The organism is Kitasatospora sp. NPDC032150, from assembly GCF_055579945.1.
Genome location: NZ_JBVIMH010000036.1, coordinates 16,318 through 33,282, shown reverse-complemented (window position 1 = coordinate 33,282; position 16,965 = coordinate 16,318). Strand labels below are relative to the sequence as shown.

General features: G+C 71.6%; 11 protein-coding genes and 1 pseudogene. All 12 read left to right on the top strand.

What is annotated here, in order from left to right:
- A pseudogene (locus ACZ5ON_RS30035) lies at positions 1-219 on the top strand (long-chain fatty acid--CoA ligase); the annotation flags it as partial.
- 285 nt (positions 220-504) lie between these two features.
- Positions 505-801 carry an Asp-tRNA(Asn)/Glu-tRNA(Gln) amidotransferase subunit GatC gene (gene gatC, locus ACZ5ON_RS30030; protein WP_344640136.1) on the top strand — a complete coding sequence of 99 codons (297 nt, stop codon included), beginning with the start codon at positions 505-507 and terminating at the stop codon, positions 799-801.
- A gap of 30 nt (positions 802-831) precedes the next feature.
- On the top strand, positions 832-2,316 hold the full coding sequence (gatA, locus tag ACZ5ON_RS30025; RefSeq protein WP_465599363.1) for an Asp-tRNA(Asn)/Glu-tRNA(Gln) amidotransferase subunit GatA: 1,485 nt from the start codon (positions 832-834) through the stop codon (positions 2,314-2,316).
- On the top strand, positions 2,313-2,555 hold the full coding sequence (locus ACZ5ON_RS30020) for a hypothetical protein (RefSeq protein ID WP_465599292.1): 243 nt from the start codon (positions 2,313-2,315) through the stop codon (positions 2,553-2,555). Before gatA ends, ACZ5ON_RS30020 begins: the two co-directional genes overlap by 4 nt.
- 38 nt (positions 2,556-2,593) lie before the next feature.
- Complete coding sequence (gene gatB / locus ACZ5ON_RS30015) at positions 2,594-4,102, top strand: Asp-tRNA(Asn)/Glu-tRNA(Gln) amidotransferase subunit GatB (RefSeq protein WP_465599290.1); 1,509 nt, start codon at positions 2,594-2,596, stop codon at positions 4,100-4,102.
- 217 nt (positions 4,103-4,319) lie between these two features.
- Positions 4,320-4,520 (top strand): hypothetical protein, encoded by a 201-nt coding sequence (locus tag ACZ5ON_RS30010; protein WP_465599288.1) that lies wholly within the window; start codon positions 4,320-4,322, stop codon positions 4,518-4,520.
- A gap of 137 nt (positions 4,521-4,657) precedes the next feature.
- Positions 4,658-7,753 carry a helix-turn-helix transcriptional regulator gene (locus tag ACZ5ON_RS30005; protein WP_465599286.1) on the top strand — a complete coding sequence of 1,032 codons (3,096 nt, stop codon included), beginning with the start codon at positions 4,658-4,660 and terminating at the stop codon, positions 7,751-7,753.
- A gap of 310 nt (positions 7,754-8,063) precedes the next feature.
- Entirely contained in the window at positions 8,064-11,171 is a 3,108-nt protein-coding gene (locus ACZ5ON_RS30000) for a putative bifunctional diguanylate cyclase/phosphodiesterase (protein ID WP_465599284.1), read from the top strand.
- Between the two features lie 300 nt (positions 11,172-11,471).
- Entirely contained in the window at positions 11,472-13,352 is a 1,881-nt protein-coding gene (locus tag ACZ5ON_RS29995; protein ID WP_465599282.1) for an acetolactate synthase large subunit, read from the top strand.
- A 93-nt stretch (positions 13,353-13,445) separates the two neighbouring features.
- Positions 13,446-13,970 (top strand): acetolactate synthase small subunit, encoded by a 525-nt coding sequence (ilvN, locus tag ACZ5ON_RS29990; protein ID WP_344640159.1) that lies wholly within the window; start codon positions 13,446-13,448, stop codon positions 13,968-13,970.
- A gap of 119 nt (positions 13,971-14,089) precedes the next feature.
- Entirely contained in the window at positions 14,090-15,088 is a 999-nt protein-coding gene (gene ilvC, locus ACZ5ON_RS29985; RefSeq protein ID WP_465599280.1) for a ketol-acid reductoisomerase, read from the top strand.
- A gap of 222 nt (positions 15,089-15,310) precedes the next feature.
- The gene (serA, locus tag ACZ5ON_RS29980; protein ID WP_465599278.1) at positions 15,311-16,891 is read left to right on the top strand and encodes a phosphoglycerate dehydrogenase; all 1,581 of its coding nucleotides are present in this window, start codon (positions 15,311-15,313) and stop codon (positions 16,889-16,891) included.
- Positions 16,892-16,965: the final 74 nt, after the last annotated feature.

Below are 16,965 nucleotides of genomic sequence, written 5' to 3'. Positions count from 1 at the left end.
GTCGTCCCGAGCGTCGGTCAGCCTGTCCCGAGGGTCGCCCAGGCCGTCCCGAGCGTCGGTCAGCCTGTCCCGAGGGTCGCCCAGGCCGTCCCGAGCGTCGGTCAGCCTGTCCCGAGGGTCGCCCAGGCCGTCCCGAGCGCCGCCCAGCACTTCCCCGCCGTCGGCCAGCCCTTCCCGGCCGTCGGCCAGGCCGTGCCCACCGCCGCCCAGCCCGAGTAGCACCCCGGGGCCGCGGGGGCGGCACGGGACACCCCGCGGCCCGGTGCCGGGCCGGCTGCGCAGCTCCCCGTGCCCCGCAGGTCCACCGTGCCGTGCCCCCGGGGCGGTCCGGTTGCTCCGGACGGCCCCGCCGGGCCGGGGACCCGCAATAAGTCGAGGCGGGCGCTGAACGGCTACCCAATAGGATGTGCCTAGACCAAGAGGACGGGTGTGTCCCAAAACCCCCGCCCCGGGTCGGGCACCCGGTGCCCGGCCTCATCCAGAACTCACCTTGAGGATCGCTGCATGCCTGGCATCACGCGCGAGGAGGTCGCCCACCTCGCTCGGCTGTCGCGTCTTGAGTTGCAGGCCGAAGAGCTGGACCACTTCGCCGAGCAGCTCGACGTGATCATCGGCGCGGTCGCCCGCGTTTCCGAGGTCGCCGGACAGGACGTCCCGCCGACCTCCCACCCGCTTCCGCTGACCAACGTCATGCGGGCGGACGAGGTGCGACAGTCGCTCACCCCGGAACAGGCGCTCTCCGGCGCCCCGGCCGCCGAGGAGCAGCGTTTCCGTGTGCCGCAGATCCTCGGGGAGGACTGACCAGCCGTGACTGATCTCTACCGCACTCCCATCATCAAGTGGGGCGCCGCCGACACCGCCACCGCCATCGCCAAGGGCGAGGTGAGCGCCGTCGAGGTGACCCAGGCCCACCTGGACCGGATCGGCGCCGTCGACCAGAAGGTCAACGCCTTCCTGCACGTCGACACCGAGGGCGCGCTCAAGGCCGCCAAGGCCGTCGACGAGAAGCGCGCCAAGGGCGAGGAGCTGGGCCCGCTGGCCGGTGTCCCGCTGGCCCTGAAGGACGTCTTCACCACCAAGGGCGTCCCGACCACCTGCGGTTCCAAGATCCTCGAAGGCTGGATCCCGCCGTACGACGCCACGCTGACCACGCGTCTGAAGGACGCAGACGTGGTCATCCTCGGCAAGACCAACATGGACGAGTTCGCGATGGGCTCCTCCACCGAGAACTCGGCGTACGGCCCGACCGGCAACCCCTGGGACCTCTCCCGGATCCCGGGCGGCTCCGGCGGCGGTTCGGCCGCCGCGCTGGCCGCGTTCGAGGCCCCACTCGCGATCGGTACCGACACCGGCGGTTCGATCCGCCAGCCGGGTGCCGTCACCGGCACCGTCGGTGTGAAGCCGACCTACGGCGCGGTCTCCCGCTACGGTCTGGTCGCCTTCTCGTCCTCGCTGGACCAGGGCGGCCCGTGCGCCCGTACCGTGCTGGACGCGGCGCTGCTGCACGAGGCGATCGCCGGGTACGACCCGCTGGACTCCACCTCCATCAACGCGCCGGTCCCGGCCGTGGTCGAGGCCGCGAAGATGCGCGACATCCGCGGCATGCGGATCGGCGTGGTGAAGGAGTTCGCCGGCGAGGGCTACCAGGCCGGTGTGATGCAGCGCTTCAACGAGAGCGTCGAGCTGCTGCGCGAGCTGGGTGCCGAGGTCGTCGAGGTCTCCTGCCCGTCGTTCACCCTGGCGCTGCCGGCGTACTACCTGATCGCGCCGAGCGAGTGCTCCTCCAACCTGGCCCGCTTCGACGCCATGCGCTACGGCCTGCGGGTCGGCGACGACGGCTCGCGCAGCGCCGAGGAGGTCACCGCCCTGACCCGCGAGGCCGGTTTCGGCCCCGAGGTCAAGCGCCGCATCATGCTGGGCACCTACGCGCTCTCCTCGGGCTACTACGACGCCTACTACGGCTCGGCGCAGAAGGTCCGCACCCTGATCTCGCGCGACTTCGACGCCGCCTTCGCCGGAGTCGACGTGCTCATCTCGCCGACCACGCCGACCACCGCCTTCCCGATCGGCGAGCGCGCCGACGACCCGATGGCGATGTACCTGGCGGACCTGTGCACCATCCCCTCGAACCTCGCGGGCAACGCGGCCATGTCGCTGCCCTGCGGGCTGGCGCCGGAGGACAACCTGCCGGTCGGCCTGCAGATCATCGCCCCCGCGATGGCGGACGACCGCCTGTACCGGGTGGGCGGCGCCGTCGAGGCCGCACTCAACGACAAGTGGGGACACACCCTGCTGGAGGAGGCACCGGCACTGTGAGCAGCACTGTGGCAAAGGCGAAGGGCTTCAAGCACAGCAAGCCGGGGCTCTGGCTGTCCATCGGTTCCAGCGCCTTCGGCGCGCTCGGGATCGCCAAGGACGTCAAGAAGGCCCGTCTCGAGAACGACACGCTGATGCTGGTCAACGCCGTGGTCGGCGCGGTGGCCCTGGTCACCGGCACCGCCCTGCTGGTGCGCGAGCTCCGGCAGCTCGGCCGCGACGACGTCCTGCTGGGCTGAGCGCCCGCACCGCCAAGACTTTTAGTGAAGGGGACGCTGTGAGCGTCGAAAGCCTGGTCCCGTACGAGGACGCCATCGCCTCGTACGACCCGGTGATGGGCCTTGAGGTCCATGTCGAGCTGGGTACCAAGACCAAGATGTTCTGCGGGTGTTCGACCGAGCTCGGGGCCGAGCCGAACACCCAGACCTGCCCGACCTGCCTGGGGCTCCCGGGCTCGCTGCCGGTGGTCAACGCGACCGGTGTGGAGTCGGCGATCAAGATCGGCCTGGCGCTGAACTGCGAGATCGCCGAGTGGTGCCGGTTCGCCCGGAAGAACTACTTCTACCCGGACATGCCGAAGAACTTCCAGACCTCCCAGTACGACGAGCCGATCGCCTTCAACGGATACCTCGACGTGCAGCTGGAGGACGGCGAGGTCTTCCGGGTGGAGATCGAGCGCGCCCACATGGAGGAGGACACCGGCAAGTCCTCGCACATCGGCGGTGCGACCGGCCGGATCCACGGCGCCGAGTACTCGCTGCTGGACTACAACCGGGCCGGCATCCCGCTGATCGAGATCGTCACCAAGCCGATCACCGGCGCGGGTTCGCGTGCTCCCGAGGTCGCCAAGGCGTACGTCACCGAGCTGCGCGAGCTGATCCGGGCGCTGGGCGTCTCCGAGGCCCGGATGGACAAGGGGCAGATGCGCTGCGACGTCAACCTGTCGCTGCGCCCGTACGGCACCGAGAAGTTCGGCACCCGGAGCGAGACCAAGAACGTCAACTCGCTGCGCAGCGTGGAGCGGGCCGTCCGGTTCGAGATCCAGCGGCACGCGGGCGTGCTCGACGAGGGCGGGAAGATCGTCCAGGAGACCCGGCACTTCCACGAGGACAACGGCTCCACCACCTCGGGCCGGATCAAGGAGGAGGCGGAGGACTACCGCTACTTCCCCGAGCCCGACCTGGTGCCGATCGCCCCCTCGCGCGAGTGGGTGGAGGAGCTGCGGGCCACGCTGCCCGAGCTTCCCCGGGTGCGCCGGGCCCGGATGCAGGCCGAGTGGGGCCTGTCCGACAAGGACATGCAGGCGGTGCTCAACGCCGGTGCGGTGGAGCCGATCCAGGAGACCATCGCGGCCGGCGCCCCCGCCGACCAGGCCCGCAAGTGGTGGATGGGCGAGCTGGCCCGCCGTGCCAACGAGACCGGTACCGAGCTGGCCGAGCAGCCGATCACCCCGGTCCAGGTGGCCCGGGTCTGCGCGCTGGTCGCCGAGGGCAAGCTGAACGACAAGCTGGCCCGCCAGGTCATCGAGGCCGTGCTGGCCGGTGAGGGCGAGCCGGACGAGGTCGTCGAGAAGCGCGGCCTCGCCGTGGTCTCCGACGACTCGGCGCTCGGCGCGGCCGTGGACGCGGCCATCGCGGACAACGAGGCGATCGCCGCCAAGATCCGCGACGGCAAGGTGGCCGCGGTCGGCGCGCTGGTCGGCGCGGTCATGAAGGCCACCCGCGGCCAGGCGGACGCCGCCCGGGTCAAGGACCTGATCCTGGAGCGTCTGGGCGTTCAGGCCTAAGGATCCGGTCTTAGCCGAACCTGGTACCTACTTAGGTATCTGAGCCCGTACCTACTCCCTGCCGGGGGTGGGTACGGGCTCTCTAAGGTTCCGGGGTCCGGCAGGATCGGGAATGCTCCCGATGCGGGGCACCCCTCTGGGAGAGGAAGCTCTTGAGCGGACGAGGGAGGACCGGCCGAGGGGGCCGGCGCTCGTCCAGCACGAGGGGGAGACCCAGATGATCGAGTACCAGCTCATCCAGTACCGCGGTGCGGAACTGCGTCGCGAGGCCGAGCACGTCCGCCTGGTACGCCAGGCCCGTACCGCCCGCGCCGCGGCCCGGACGGCCCGCCAGCACCGGGGCGCCCTCGCCCGGCTGGTGCGGGGCGTCCGCCGTCCGGTCGCCCGCCGGCACAGCGCTCAGCCGATCGAATGCTGACAGCGGGGGACGGCCCGGACGCCAGTCCGGGAGCGTCCGCGGGCGGGCAGCGGGGAGGGGAGGATGCCGACGGCGCCTCCCCTCCGGGCTTTCCGGCCGCCGGGAAAGCCGTTCCGTCGGCATCCTGGGCCTATGGCATGCTCGCCGGTGTGGAGCAGATATCGATCAGTCCTGTCTTCGTCGGCCGCGGCACCGAGACCGAGGTGCTCTCCGCGGCGCTGCGCAGGGCCGAGGCGGGGGAGCCTCAGACCATCCTGATCGCCGGTGAGGCGGGGGTGGGCAAGACCAGGTTGGTGGAGGAGTTCCTGGCGGCCGCCGGCGGCGAGGGCGTGGTCACCGCGCTGGGCGGCTGCCTGGAGGTCGGGGCCGAGGGCCTGCCGTACGCGCCGCTGGCCACCGCGCTGCGCCGGCTGCACCGTTCGCTCGGTGCCGAACTCGAACGGGCCGCCGAGGGCATGGAGGGTCAGCTGGCCCGGCTGCTGCCGGAGTTCGGCGACACCGGCACCGAACCGAACGACGAGTTCGGACGGGCTCTGCTGTTCGAGCACACCGCCCGGCTGTTCGAGCGGCTCACCGCCGAGCGGACCCTGCTGCTGGCCGTCGAGGACCTGCACTGGTCCGACCGCTCCACCCGTGAGCTGCTCGCCTATCTGATCCGGACGCTGCACCGCTCCCGGGTCCTGATCGTCGCCACCTACCGCAGCGACGACCTGCACCGCCGCCATCCGCTGCGCCCGTTCCTGGCCGAACTCGATCGGCTGCGGACCGTACAGCGACTGGAACTTGCCAGATTTGGGCGTCATGAGGTTGCCGCGCAACTGGCGGGGATCCTCGGCAGCGGGAGCGCCGCCGACCTCGACCGCGACCTGGTCGACCGGATCCACCGTCGTTCCGAGGGCAACCCGTTCTTCGTCGAGGAGCTCGCCACCGCGCACCGGGACGGCTGTCCGGCCGGACTGACCGACTCGCTCCGCGACATCCTGATGGTCCGGGTCGAGGCGCTGCCGGACGAGACCCAACGGGTGGTCAGAATCGCCGCCGAGGGCGGTTCCTACGTCGAACACGCCCTGCTCTCCGCCGTCCTGGACGAGGGCGAGGAGGCGCTGATCGAGGCGCTGCGCAACGCCGTCGGCGCCAACGTGCTGCGCCCGGACACCGACGGCGAGGGCTACCGGTTCCGGCACGCCCTGGTCCGCGAGGCGGTCTCCGACGACCTGCTGCCCGGCGAGCGGTACCGGATCAACCGCCGCTACGCCACCGTGCTCGAGGCCAACGAGGTCCTGGTCGGCTGTGAGAAGCGCCCGGCCAGGCTGGCCAACTACTGGTACCACGCGCACGATCCGGCGCGCGCCCTGCCGGCCGCGCTGGACGCCGCCAGGGCGGCCCGCCGCCGCAATGCCTTCGCCGAGCAACTGCGCATGCTGGAGCGGGCGCTGGAGCTCTGGGACGAGGTCTCCGAGGAGGTGCTGGAGAGCACCCTGCGCCCGTACGACTGGGCCGAGACCTACCCGGCGTGCAACTGCGAGCCGGGCAGCCGCGACGAGTCCTGCGAGCGGCTCCAGCTGGTGGACGTGCTCGCCGAGGCCGTGGTGGCCGCCCGCCGCAGCGGTGACCGCGAGCGCGGACTGAGCCTGGCCAAGCGGGCGTTGAAGCTGGTGGACGAGGAGCGCAACCCGGAGCGCGCCGCCTGGTTCCGGATGAGCCGGGCGCGCATGCTGGTCCACCTGCACCGCACCGGCGGGGACGAGGAGATCGAACGCGCCAAGCGGCTGGTGGCGGACCTGCGGCCGTCGGCGGTGCAGGCGGAGGTGCTGGCACTGGCCGCCTCGCACAACATGCTGGGCCGCCCGGCCGTGACCGACATCGCGCTCGCCGAACACGCGGTGGAGATCGCCAGACAGGCCGGCGCGGCCGCGGTCGAGCAGCACGCCCGGATGACGCTGGGCAGCCTGCACACGTTCTTCGGCAACGTGGACGAGGGCACGGCACTGCTGACCGACGCGGTCGAGAAGTCCCGGAAGCTGGCCGCCGACGTGTACTGCCGGGGGCTGAACAACCTGTCCAGCCACCTGCTGGGGCTGGGCCGGGCCGCCGAGTCCGAGCGGCTGGCCAGGCAGGGCCTGGAGGCGGCCGGCCGGCTCGGCCTGCTGGCCAACACCGGGACGATCCTGACCGGGAACCTGGCCGAGGCGCTGATCGTGCTCGGCCGTCCCACCGAGGCCGCCGAGGTGCTCACCGCCTGGGCCGAGCGGTCCGGCGGTGACTCGCACCACGAGTTCCTGGACCGGCTGCGCGGCGATCTCGCCCTGGACCAGGGCGATCCGGAGTCCGCCGCGCGGTACCTGGCCAAGGCCAGGTCCACGAGCAGGGCCGTCGAACCGCAGCACGAGGTGCCCGCCGCCCGGCTGGCGGTCCGGATCGCCGCCCGGACCGGCCGCCCGCTCCAGGCCAGGGCCGAGCTGCTGGCGGTCCTCGCGGCCACCGTCGAGCAGTACGCGGGCCCGGACGGGCAGCTGCTGGACGGCGGCGCGGGCTGGCTGCTGCCGCTGCTGCTCGACGGGGCGGCGAACGAGGCCGATGCCCGGGGTCTGCCCGCCGCGGAGCCGGGCCGGTCCGAGGCACTCGCCGCGCTCGCCGCCACGGCCGCCCGGCTCCGCCCCACGGCACCGCTGCTGGTCGGCTGCCTGCGGCTGCTGGAGGCGGAGTTGGCCCGGGCCGAGGGGGCCGACCGTCCGGTGCACTGGGCGACGGCGATCGAGGCGCTGCGCGGGAGCGGACCCACCGGGCCGCTGCTGACCGCCCTGTACCGGGGAGCCGAGGCGGCGGCTGCCGTCGGACAGCGGGCCGCCGCCAGCGAACTTCTGCACGAGGCGCGAGAGTTGGCAGTGGCCCGGGAGAACCGTCAACTGCAGTGGGAGATTTCCCGTCTGTCCGACCGGGCCGGCCTCGCCCCCGGGTCGCGGCAGGCCGAGGAGCCCTCGCCCGATCCCGACCGCGGGCCGGCCGAGGCGTTCGGCCTCACCCCGCGCGAGCGGGACGTGCTGCGGCAGCTCGCCCGGGGTCGGACCAACCGCCAGGTCGCAGAGGAGCTGTACATCTCGCCCAAGACCGCCAGTGTGCACGTCTCCAATATCCTGGCGAAGCTGGAGGTTTCCTCGCGCGGTGAGGCGGCGGCGCTCGCGCACCGGCTGAGGCTCTTCGCGGACGAGGAGTTGGTGCCCGCAGGGGCGTAGCCGAGAGGAGCTGTGCGCCCCGGTCGTGCGCCGCTGCCAACCGGGGCGATCCCGCCGAGAACGGGGCACATCACCACGCACAGGCCATTACTCTAAGTTGAGTCTGCGTGCCGTTGAGTGACCAAAGTGGTGTAGTGTCCCGACTGGTAACACGGGTACGGCGTAGCGGAACCGCTCCGTCCAACCCTCCTGTGGGTACCGGAAGCAGCCTGCGGGGATGCTGCAGTGACGTGGCGTCAGATCACTTCACGCGGTGGCACGGCCGAGGCCCGGGCGGATGTACGCCCCGGGCCGGAGGGGGAGATGTCGAGTGAACTCCACCGATGCGGTGCTGGCTGCCGCGCCCCCGGCCGGCCGTGACGACTCCCGCGGCGGCGCTGCGCACGGCGACGGCACCCGCGGTGGTCAAGCCCGTGGCCGGATCCCCGGCGCCGTGCTGGTCACGCTCTGCCTGGGTTACGCGGTCGGCGCCTCGCTCGGCTGGGGATCGCCCGGACTCGCCCTGTTCATGGGCGACTTCGGGCTGGCCGGGGCGGCACTGGCGGCCTCGCTCTCCTGCCTGCTGCACGGCTGCACGGCCGGCGGTCCGACCCGCCCGGCCTGGCTGCTGTTCGGCCTCTCCTCCGCGATGGTGGCCTTCGGCAACGGCACCTGGGGCTGGTACGAAGTGGTGCTGCGGGCCCCCGTCCCGCCGGACTCCATCGCGGAGTACCCCTTCCTGCTCTTCGCCCCGCTGGCGATCACCGGCGTGACGGTGCTCGCCCAGCGGCCCCGTACCGCGGCCGGCTGGCTCTGTCTGCTGCTGGACGGCTGGCTGGTGGCGAGCTCGTTGTTCACGCTCAGCTGGAGCCTGGCGCTCGGCCGGGTCGCGGCGGGCGAGGTCTCCTCGCCGCTGCGGCTCGCCCTGGGCCTGGCCTACCCGGTGCTGGACATCCTGCTGGTCAGCCTGGTGATGGGGCTGCGCTTCCGGTGCCGGGACGGCAACCGGGCAGCGGTGCACACCGCGATGGTCGCGCTGGCCGTCACGGTGGTCTGCGACGCCCTGTTCACCTCGCCCGCGCTGCACAGCAGCTACCACTCCGGCGAGCTGCTGGACGCGGGCTGGTTCGCCGGCAGCGTGCTGCTCGCCTGGGCGCCCTGGTCGCACGACCGGGTCCGCCCGCACCGCGAGCACCCGGCGGCCGGCGGCACCCCGGGCCGCCGGGTGGCCACCACCTTCAGCGCGCTCACCCCGTACGTGGCGGCCGCCGTGTGCCTCGCAGGCATCGTCTACAACGTGGTGGGCGGACGGCCACTGGATCGGGTGATGATCGTCTCGGCCTCCACCTTCGGCTTGGTGCTGCTGGTGCGCCAGGGCGTGATGCTGCTGGACAACCTCTCGCTGGCACAGGAACTCGCCCAGAAGGAGGCGCACTTCCGCTCCCTGGTGCAGGGCTCCAGCGACGTCATCATGATCGCTGACGCCAACGGCGTGCTCAGCTATGTCAGTCCGGCCACCCTCACGGTCTACGGCCGCGACCCCGAGGAGCTGGTCGGCGGCAACCTGCTCAACCTGGTCCACCCCAGCGACGCGGAGCGGGCCATGGCCGAGGTGCGCCGGCTGATGGTCCGCAACCCCGGCAGGCACGGCGCCGACGCGGCCGGTACCGAGCCCTCGGCCCGGGTGGAGTGCCGGATCCGCTCCGGCGACGGCCAGTGGCTGCACGTCGAGTCCACCGTCAACCGCTACCGGGACGGGCTGATCCTCAACAGCCGGGACGTCACCGAGCGGGTGATGCTGCAGGCGCAGTTGCACCACAACGCCTTCCACGACCCGCTCACCGACCTGCCCAACCGGGCGCTGTTCGCCCAGCGGGTCCGCGCCGCCCTCGGCGAGCGCCCTGGCCGGGGCGACTGGCCCGCCGAGGGCGCGCGCGAGCACCCCGGGGGCGACGAGCCCGCCGTGGCCGTGCTCTTCCTCGACCTGGACGGCTTCAAGGCGGTCAACGACACCTCGGGGCACCAGGTCGGCGACGAACTGCTGATCCAGGCCGCCCGCCGGCTCCAGGGCGCGGTCCGGGCCGGGGACACCGTGGCCCGGCTCGGCGGCGACGAGTTCGCCGCCCTGGTCTGCGGGCGCCTCGGCCGCGCCCAGGTGCACGACCTGGCCGAGCGGGTCCGGGCCGCGCTCTCCGAGCCGTACTGGATCGGCGGCGCCGAACTCGGCGTCGCCGCCAGCATCGGCATCGCCTTCGGTCCGCGCGGCCACGCCCCGGACACCGATCCCAAGGCCGCCACCGACGAACTGATGCGCAACGCCGACCTCGCGATGTACCGGGCGAAGTCCGAGGGCAAGGGCCGGGTGGTGCTCTACAGCCCGGCCATGCGGGCCGAACTGGAGCGCCGGTCCGAGCTGGAAGAGCGACTGCGCCTGGCCGTCCGGGAGGGCGGCTTCACCCTGCTCCACCAGCCCGTGGTGGACCTCGCCACCGGTGTGATCGCGGCTGTCGAGGCACAGGCCAGGTGGCGCTCCGTGCAGGGGCTGGTGCTCACCCCGGCCGAGTTCCTGCGCACCGCCGACCAGGGCGACGCCGCGACCCGGTTCGCCCGCTGGCTGCTCCAGGAGGCCGTCACCGCGGCCGCCGCCCGCCGTCGGGCGCCGGGTGCACCGCGCGCCGTCCCGGTCACCGTACGGCTGAGTGCCGAACGGCTCTGCGCCCCCGGCGTCTACGAGACCGTCGTCAGCGTGCTGCGGGAGACCGGCCTGCCCGCCGAACAGCTGGTGATCGAGCTGACCAGGACCGGCCCGGACGACCAGGCGGACGAGATCGGCCGCCGACTGGCCGCGCTGCGCCGCCACGGGGTGTCCACCTCGGTGGCCGGCTTCGGGGCGGGCCGCGGCTCGCTGGGGGCGCTGGCCAGGCTCCCGTTCGACTCGCTCAAGCTGGACCGCAGCCTGGTCCAGGACCTCGCCGAGTCCACCCTCACCCGGGCGCTCGCCGGGCACGCGCTGCGGCTCGGCCGGGACCTCGGCCTGGTCACCATGGCGGAGGGGGTGGACCACGCCCGGCAGCTCTCGGTGCTCCAGGAGCTGGGCTGCCGCCAGGGCCAGGGGCTGGCCTTCGCCCAGCCGCTGGACGAGCAGCGGCTGGTCCGGGCGCTGGCCCGGCGGGTCTACCCGATGCCGAGGCCGACGGGCTCGCTCCCGGCGCGGCGCGCGCACCTGGCCGCGGACACCCGATCGGGTGTCCGTCCGGAGCCGGGCGGGGACGGGGACGGACCGGGCGAGGGCTGGGGGAGGGTCCCCGCGGCCGGCGGCCGGGGACGAGCCGTACACCACCACACCGCCCTGGACCTGCCCGAACGCCGTGCGATGCCGGGATCCTGCGCTGGTCCGAACGGCGGTCCGCATAGCGAGACGGCCGTCCCACCCACTTGACACCCGGTACCGCCGAGGAGGAAGGTCGGTGCCATGCGCACCCGAATTCTCGTACTTGGCAGGCGCGTCGGCTGAGCGGACACCCGAGTCCCGCTCGTGAGAGACCGACGCGCCACCCCTCGCATGCCCTTGGCACGAGGGGTTTTTTGTTGCACTGACACTGCTCGACCACCGCAAGACCACTGGCTTCGATCATCCCGAATCGGGACGATTGAGGCAGAGCCGGAGACCGGCCCACCTGCAGGGCAGCACCTCGCCAAGGCTGCCGGGGGCCGAACGAACCCGAGAAGAGACAGGCAGATGACTGAGCACGCCGCATCCCCCCGTCGCGGGGACAACCCGGCCGCCCACGCTCCGGGACACAACACCATCGCAGAGACGATGACCGGCGCACAGTCGCTCATCCGCTCGCTGGAGGCCGTAGGCGCGGACACCGTCTTCGGCATCCCGGGCGGGGCCATCCTTCCCGCGTACGACCCGCTGATGGACTCCACCAAGGTGCGCCACATCCTGGTCCGCCACGAGCAGGGCGCCGGGCACGCCGCCACCGGGTACGCCCAGGCCACCGGCAGGGTCGGGGTCTGCATGGCCACCTCGGGACCGGGCGCCACCAACCTGGTCACCCCGATCGCCGACGCCTACATGGACTCCGTCCCGATCGTCGCGATCACCGGGCAGGTCTCCTCCAAGGCGATCGGGACCGACGCCTTCCAGGAGGCGGACATCTGCGGCATCACCATGCCGATCACCAAGCACAACTTCCTGGTCACCGACGCCGCCGAGATCCCCCGGGTGATCGCCGAGGCGTTCCACATCGCCGCCACCGGCCGTCCGGGCCCGGTCCTGGTCGACATCGCCAAGGACGCCCTGCAGGCCACCACCACCTTCCGCTGGCCGGTGGAGCCCTCGCTGCCCGGCTACCGGCCGGTCACCAAGCCGCACGCCAAGCAGATCCGCGAGGCCGCGAAGCTGCTGGTGAACTCCAAGCGGCCGGTGCTGTACGTCGGCGGCGGTGTGCTCAAGGCACAGGCCAGCGCCGAACTGCGGATCCTGGCCGAGCTGACCGGCGCGCCGGTGGTCACCACGCTGATGGCGCTGGGCGTCTTCCCGGACAGCCACCCGCAGCACCTGGGCATGCCCGGGATGCACGGCAGCGTCCCGGCGGTCACCGCGCTGCAGAAGGCCGACCTGCTGTTCACCCTGGGCGCCCGCTTCGACGACCGGGTCACCGGCAAGCTGGACAGCTTCGCCCCCTACGCCAAGGTCGTGCACGCCGACATCGACCCGGCCGAGATCGGCAAGAACCGCCCGGCCGACGTGCCGATCGTCGGTGACGCCCGCGAGGTGCTGGCCGACCTGATCGTCGCCGTCCAGGCCGAGTTCGACGCCGGGCACAAGGGCGACTACGGCGACTGGTGGGTCAAGCTCAACGAGTGGAAGAAGACCTACCCGCTCGGCTACGAGCCCGCCCCCGAGGGTGAACTCTCCCCGCAGCAGGTGATCGAGCGGATCGGCCGACTGGTCGGCCCGGACGCCATCTACGCCGCGGGCGTGGGTCAGCACCAGATGTGGGCCTCACAGTTCATCGACTACGAGAAGCCGGCCAGCTGGCTCAACTCCGGTGGTGCGGGCACCATGGGCTACGCCGTGCCGGCCGCGATGGGCGCCAAGGCGGGTCGGCCGGACTCGGCGGTCTGGGCGATCGACGGCGACGGCTGCTTCCAGATGACCAATCAGGAGCTGGTCACCTGCGCGCTGAACGACATCCCGATCAAGGTCGCGGTCATCAACAACGGTTCGCTGGGCATGGTCCGCCAGTGGCAGACCCTGTTCTACAACCAGCGCTACTCCAACACCGTGCTGCACGCCGGGCCGGCCGGGACCACCGGCGGCTCGGCGGCGGACGACGGCGTCGAGCCGCAGCGCTGGCAGGGCACCCGGATCCCGGACTTCGTGATGCTGGCCGAAGCGATGGGCTGCGTCGGTCTGCGCTGCGAGCGTCCGGAGGACCTGGACACGGTGATCAAGCAGGCGATGGAGATCAACGACCGTCCGGTGGTCGTCGACTTCATCGTCCACCAGGACGCCATGGTCTGGCCGATGGTCGCGGCAGGCACCAGCAACGACGAGATCCAGTTCGCCAGGGGCGTCCGCCCGGACTTCGGCGACGACCTCGACTGACCGGCCCGCCCGTCGCCCGCCCTCCCGCCCCCTCCCGGTCCGGCTTCGCCGGAGCACCCGCCCAGACGACCCGATAGAGAGCCCATGACCGACATGTCCAAGCACACCCTCTCCGTCCTGGTCGAGAACAAGCCCGGCGTGCTGGCCCGCATCGCCAGCCTGTTCTCCCGTCGGGGCTTCAACATCGACTCCCTCGCCGTCGGCCCGACGGAACACCCGGACATCTCCCGGATGACCATCGTGGTCAACGTCGAGGACCTCCCGCTGGAGCAGGTCACCAAGCAGCTGAACAAGCTGGTCAACGTGATAAAGATCGTCGAGCTGGACCAGGCCCAGGCCGTCCAACGGGAGTTGGTCCTGGTCAAGGTCCGCGCGGACGCCGAGACCCGCTCGCAGGTCGTCGAGATCGTGCAGCTGTTCCGGGCCAAGACCGTCGACGTCTCGCCGGACGCGGTGACCATCGAGGCCACCGGCAGTTCCGACAAGCTGGAGGCGATGCTCAAGATGCTGGAGCCGTACGGCATCAAGGAGCTCGTGCAGTCCGGCCTGGTGGCGATCGGGCGCGGTGCCCGGTCGATCACCGACCGCTCGCTGCGCGCCCTCGACCGCAGTGCCTGACGGACCGAGGGCCTGACACGCAGTCGTCTCACCCCCTGAAGTACCGCCCCACACCCTCGCCGGTTGCAACTACGGTTAGCCGAACCGGCTTCACCACCACGCAAGGAGATGTGCCAGAAGTGGCCGAGCTGTTCTACGAAGACGACGCCGACCTGTCCATCATCCAGGGCCGCAAGGTCGCGGTCATCGGCTACGGCAGCCAGGGCCACGCCCACGCGCTGTCCCTGCGCGACTCGGGCGTCGACGTCCGAGTCGGCCTGCTGGAGGGCTCCAAGTCCCGTGCCAAGGCCGAGGAGGCGGGCCTTCGCGTCACCACCCCGGGCGAGGCCGCGGCCGAGGCCGACGTCATCATGATCCTGGTGCCGGACCCGATCCAGGCCGACGTCTACAAGGAGGCCATCGAGCCGAACCTGAAGGCGGGCAAGGCCCTGTTCTTCGGCCACGGCCTGAACATCCGCTTCGGCTTCATCAAGCCCCCGGCCGACGTCGACGTCTGCATGGTCGCCCCGAAGGGCCCGGGCCACCTGGTCCGCCGCCAGTACGAGGAGGGCCGCGGCGTCCCGTGCATCGTGGCCGTCGAGCAGGACGCCACCGGCGGCGCCTTCGCGCTGGCCCTGTCCTACGCCAAGGGCATCGGCGGCACCCGGGCGGGCGTCATCAAGACCACCTTCACCGAGGAGACCGAGACCGACCTGTTCGGTGAGCAGGCCGTCCTCTGCGGTGGCACCGCCGCCCTGGTCAAGGCCGGTTTCGAGACCCTGGTCGAGGCGGGCTACCAGCCGGAGATCGCCTACTTCGAGTGCCTGCACGAGCTGAAGCTCATCGTCGACCTGATGTACGAGGGCGGCCTGGAGAAGATGCGCTGGTCGATCTCCGAGACCGCCGAGTGGGGCGACTACGTCACCGGCCCGCGCATCATCACCGACGCCACCAAGGCCGAGATGAAGAAGGTCCTCGCGGAGATCCAGGACGGCACCTTCGCCAACACCTGGATCGCCGAGTACAAGGCCGGTCTGCCGAAGTACAACGAGTACAAGAACGCCGACTCCCAGCACCTGCTGGAGACCACCGGCAAGAAGCTGCGCAAGCTGATGAGCTGGGTCGACGAAGAGGCGTGACCTCGCGCTGAGGCCGTTCAACGGCCTTGTACAACAAGGCTGCTCCCGTCCGGGTGATTTCGCCGGACGGGAGCAGCTCCGCACCCACCCCGTCGATACACTTCCGAGTGCGCGTCAGGCTCACAGCGTCGTGCGTCTACCTACGCGGCATGCCACTTTCCCCCTGCCCGTCACGCCACCTCCGTGGGCGGTGGGACCGGACAGTCATAAGGACAAACCGTCGTGAGCAAATCAGTCGTACTGATCGCCGAAGAGCTGTCGCCCGCCACCGTCGACGCGCTCGGACCGGACTTCGAGATCCGCCACTGCAACGGCGGGGACCGCACCGAACTGCTGACCGCCATCGCGGACGTGGACGCCATCCTGATCCGCAGCGCCACCAAGGTGGACGCCGAGGCGCTGGCCGTCGCCAAGCGGCTCAAGGTCGTCGCCCGGGCCGGCGTGGGCCTGGACAACGTGGACGTCGCGGCCGCCACCAAGGCCGGCGTGATGGTCGTCAACGCTCCGACCTCCAACATCGTCACCGCCGCCGAACTCGCCTGTGGCCTGCTGATCTCGGTCGCCCGGAACATCGCGCCGGCCAACACCGCGCTGAAGAAGGGCGAGTGGAAGCGCAACAAGTACACCGGCGTCGAGCTCTCCGAGAAGGTGCTCGGCGTGGTCGGCCTCGGCCGGATCGGTGTGCTGGTCGCCCAGCGGATGTCCGCCTTCGGGATGAAGATCGTCGCGTACGACCCCTACATCCAGGCCGCCCGCGCCGCCCAGATGGGCGTCAAGCTGGTCACCCTGGAGGAGCTGCTCCAGGTCTCGGACTTCATCACCGTCCACCTGCCCAAGACCCCGGAGACCATCGGCCTGATCGGGGACGAGGCGCTGCACAAGGTCAAGCCGACCGTGCGGATCGTCAACGCCGCCCGTGGCGGCATCGTGGACGAGGAGGCGCTGCTCAGCGCGCTCAAGGACGGCCGGGTGGCCGGCGCCGGCCTGGACGTCTACACCCAGGAGCCGTGCACCGACTCCCCGCTGTTCGCCTTCGACAACGTGGTCTGCACCCCGCACCTGGGCGCCTCCACCGACGAGGCGCAGGAGAAGGCCGGCATCTCGGTCGCCAAGTCGGTCCGCCTGGCGCTGGCCGGCGAGCTGGTGCCGGACGCGGTCAACGTCCAGGGCGGCGTGATCGCCGAGGACGTCCGGCCGGGGCTGCCGCTGGCCGAGAAGCTGGGCCGGATCTTCACCGCGCTGGCCGGCGAGGTGGCCGTCCGGCTCGACGTCGAGGTGCGCGGTGAGATCACCCAGCACGACGTCAAGGTGCTCGAACTCTCCGCGCTGAAGGGCGTGTTCGAGGACGTCGTGGCCGAGACGGTGTCCTATGTCAACGCCCCGCTGTTCGCCCAGGAGCGCGGCGTGGAGGTCCGGCTGACCACCTCCAGCGAGAGCCCCGAGCACCGCAACGTGATCACCGTGCGCGGCACCCTGTCGGACGGCAGCGAGACCGCCATCTCCGGCACCCTGGCCGGCCCGAAGCTGGCCCAGAAGATCGTCGGCGTGGACTCCTTCGACGTGGACGTCGCGCTCACCGACCACATGGTCTTCTTCAAGTACGACGACCGCCCCGGTGTGGTCGGCACCCTCGGCAGGATCCTCGGCGACGCGGGCATCAACATCGCGGGCATGCAGGTCGCCCGGGACAACGGCTGCGCGCTGGCCTCGATCACCGTGGACAGCGAGGTGTCCCAGGAGGTGCTGGCCGAGATCGCCGGCGCGATCGGCGCCCAGTTCGCGCGGGCGGTCAACCTCGGCTGACGCCGGCCGCTGATGTCTTTTCGACAGCCCTTCCCCGCTGTTGTGCTGATTGTGCAACAGGACCGGGGAAGGGC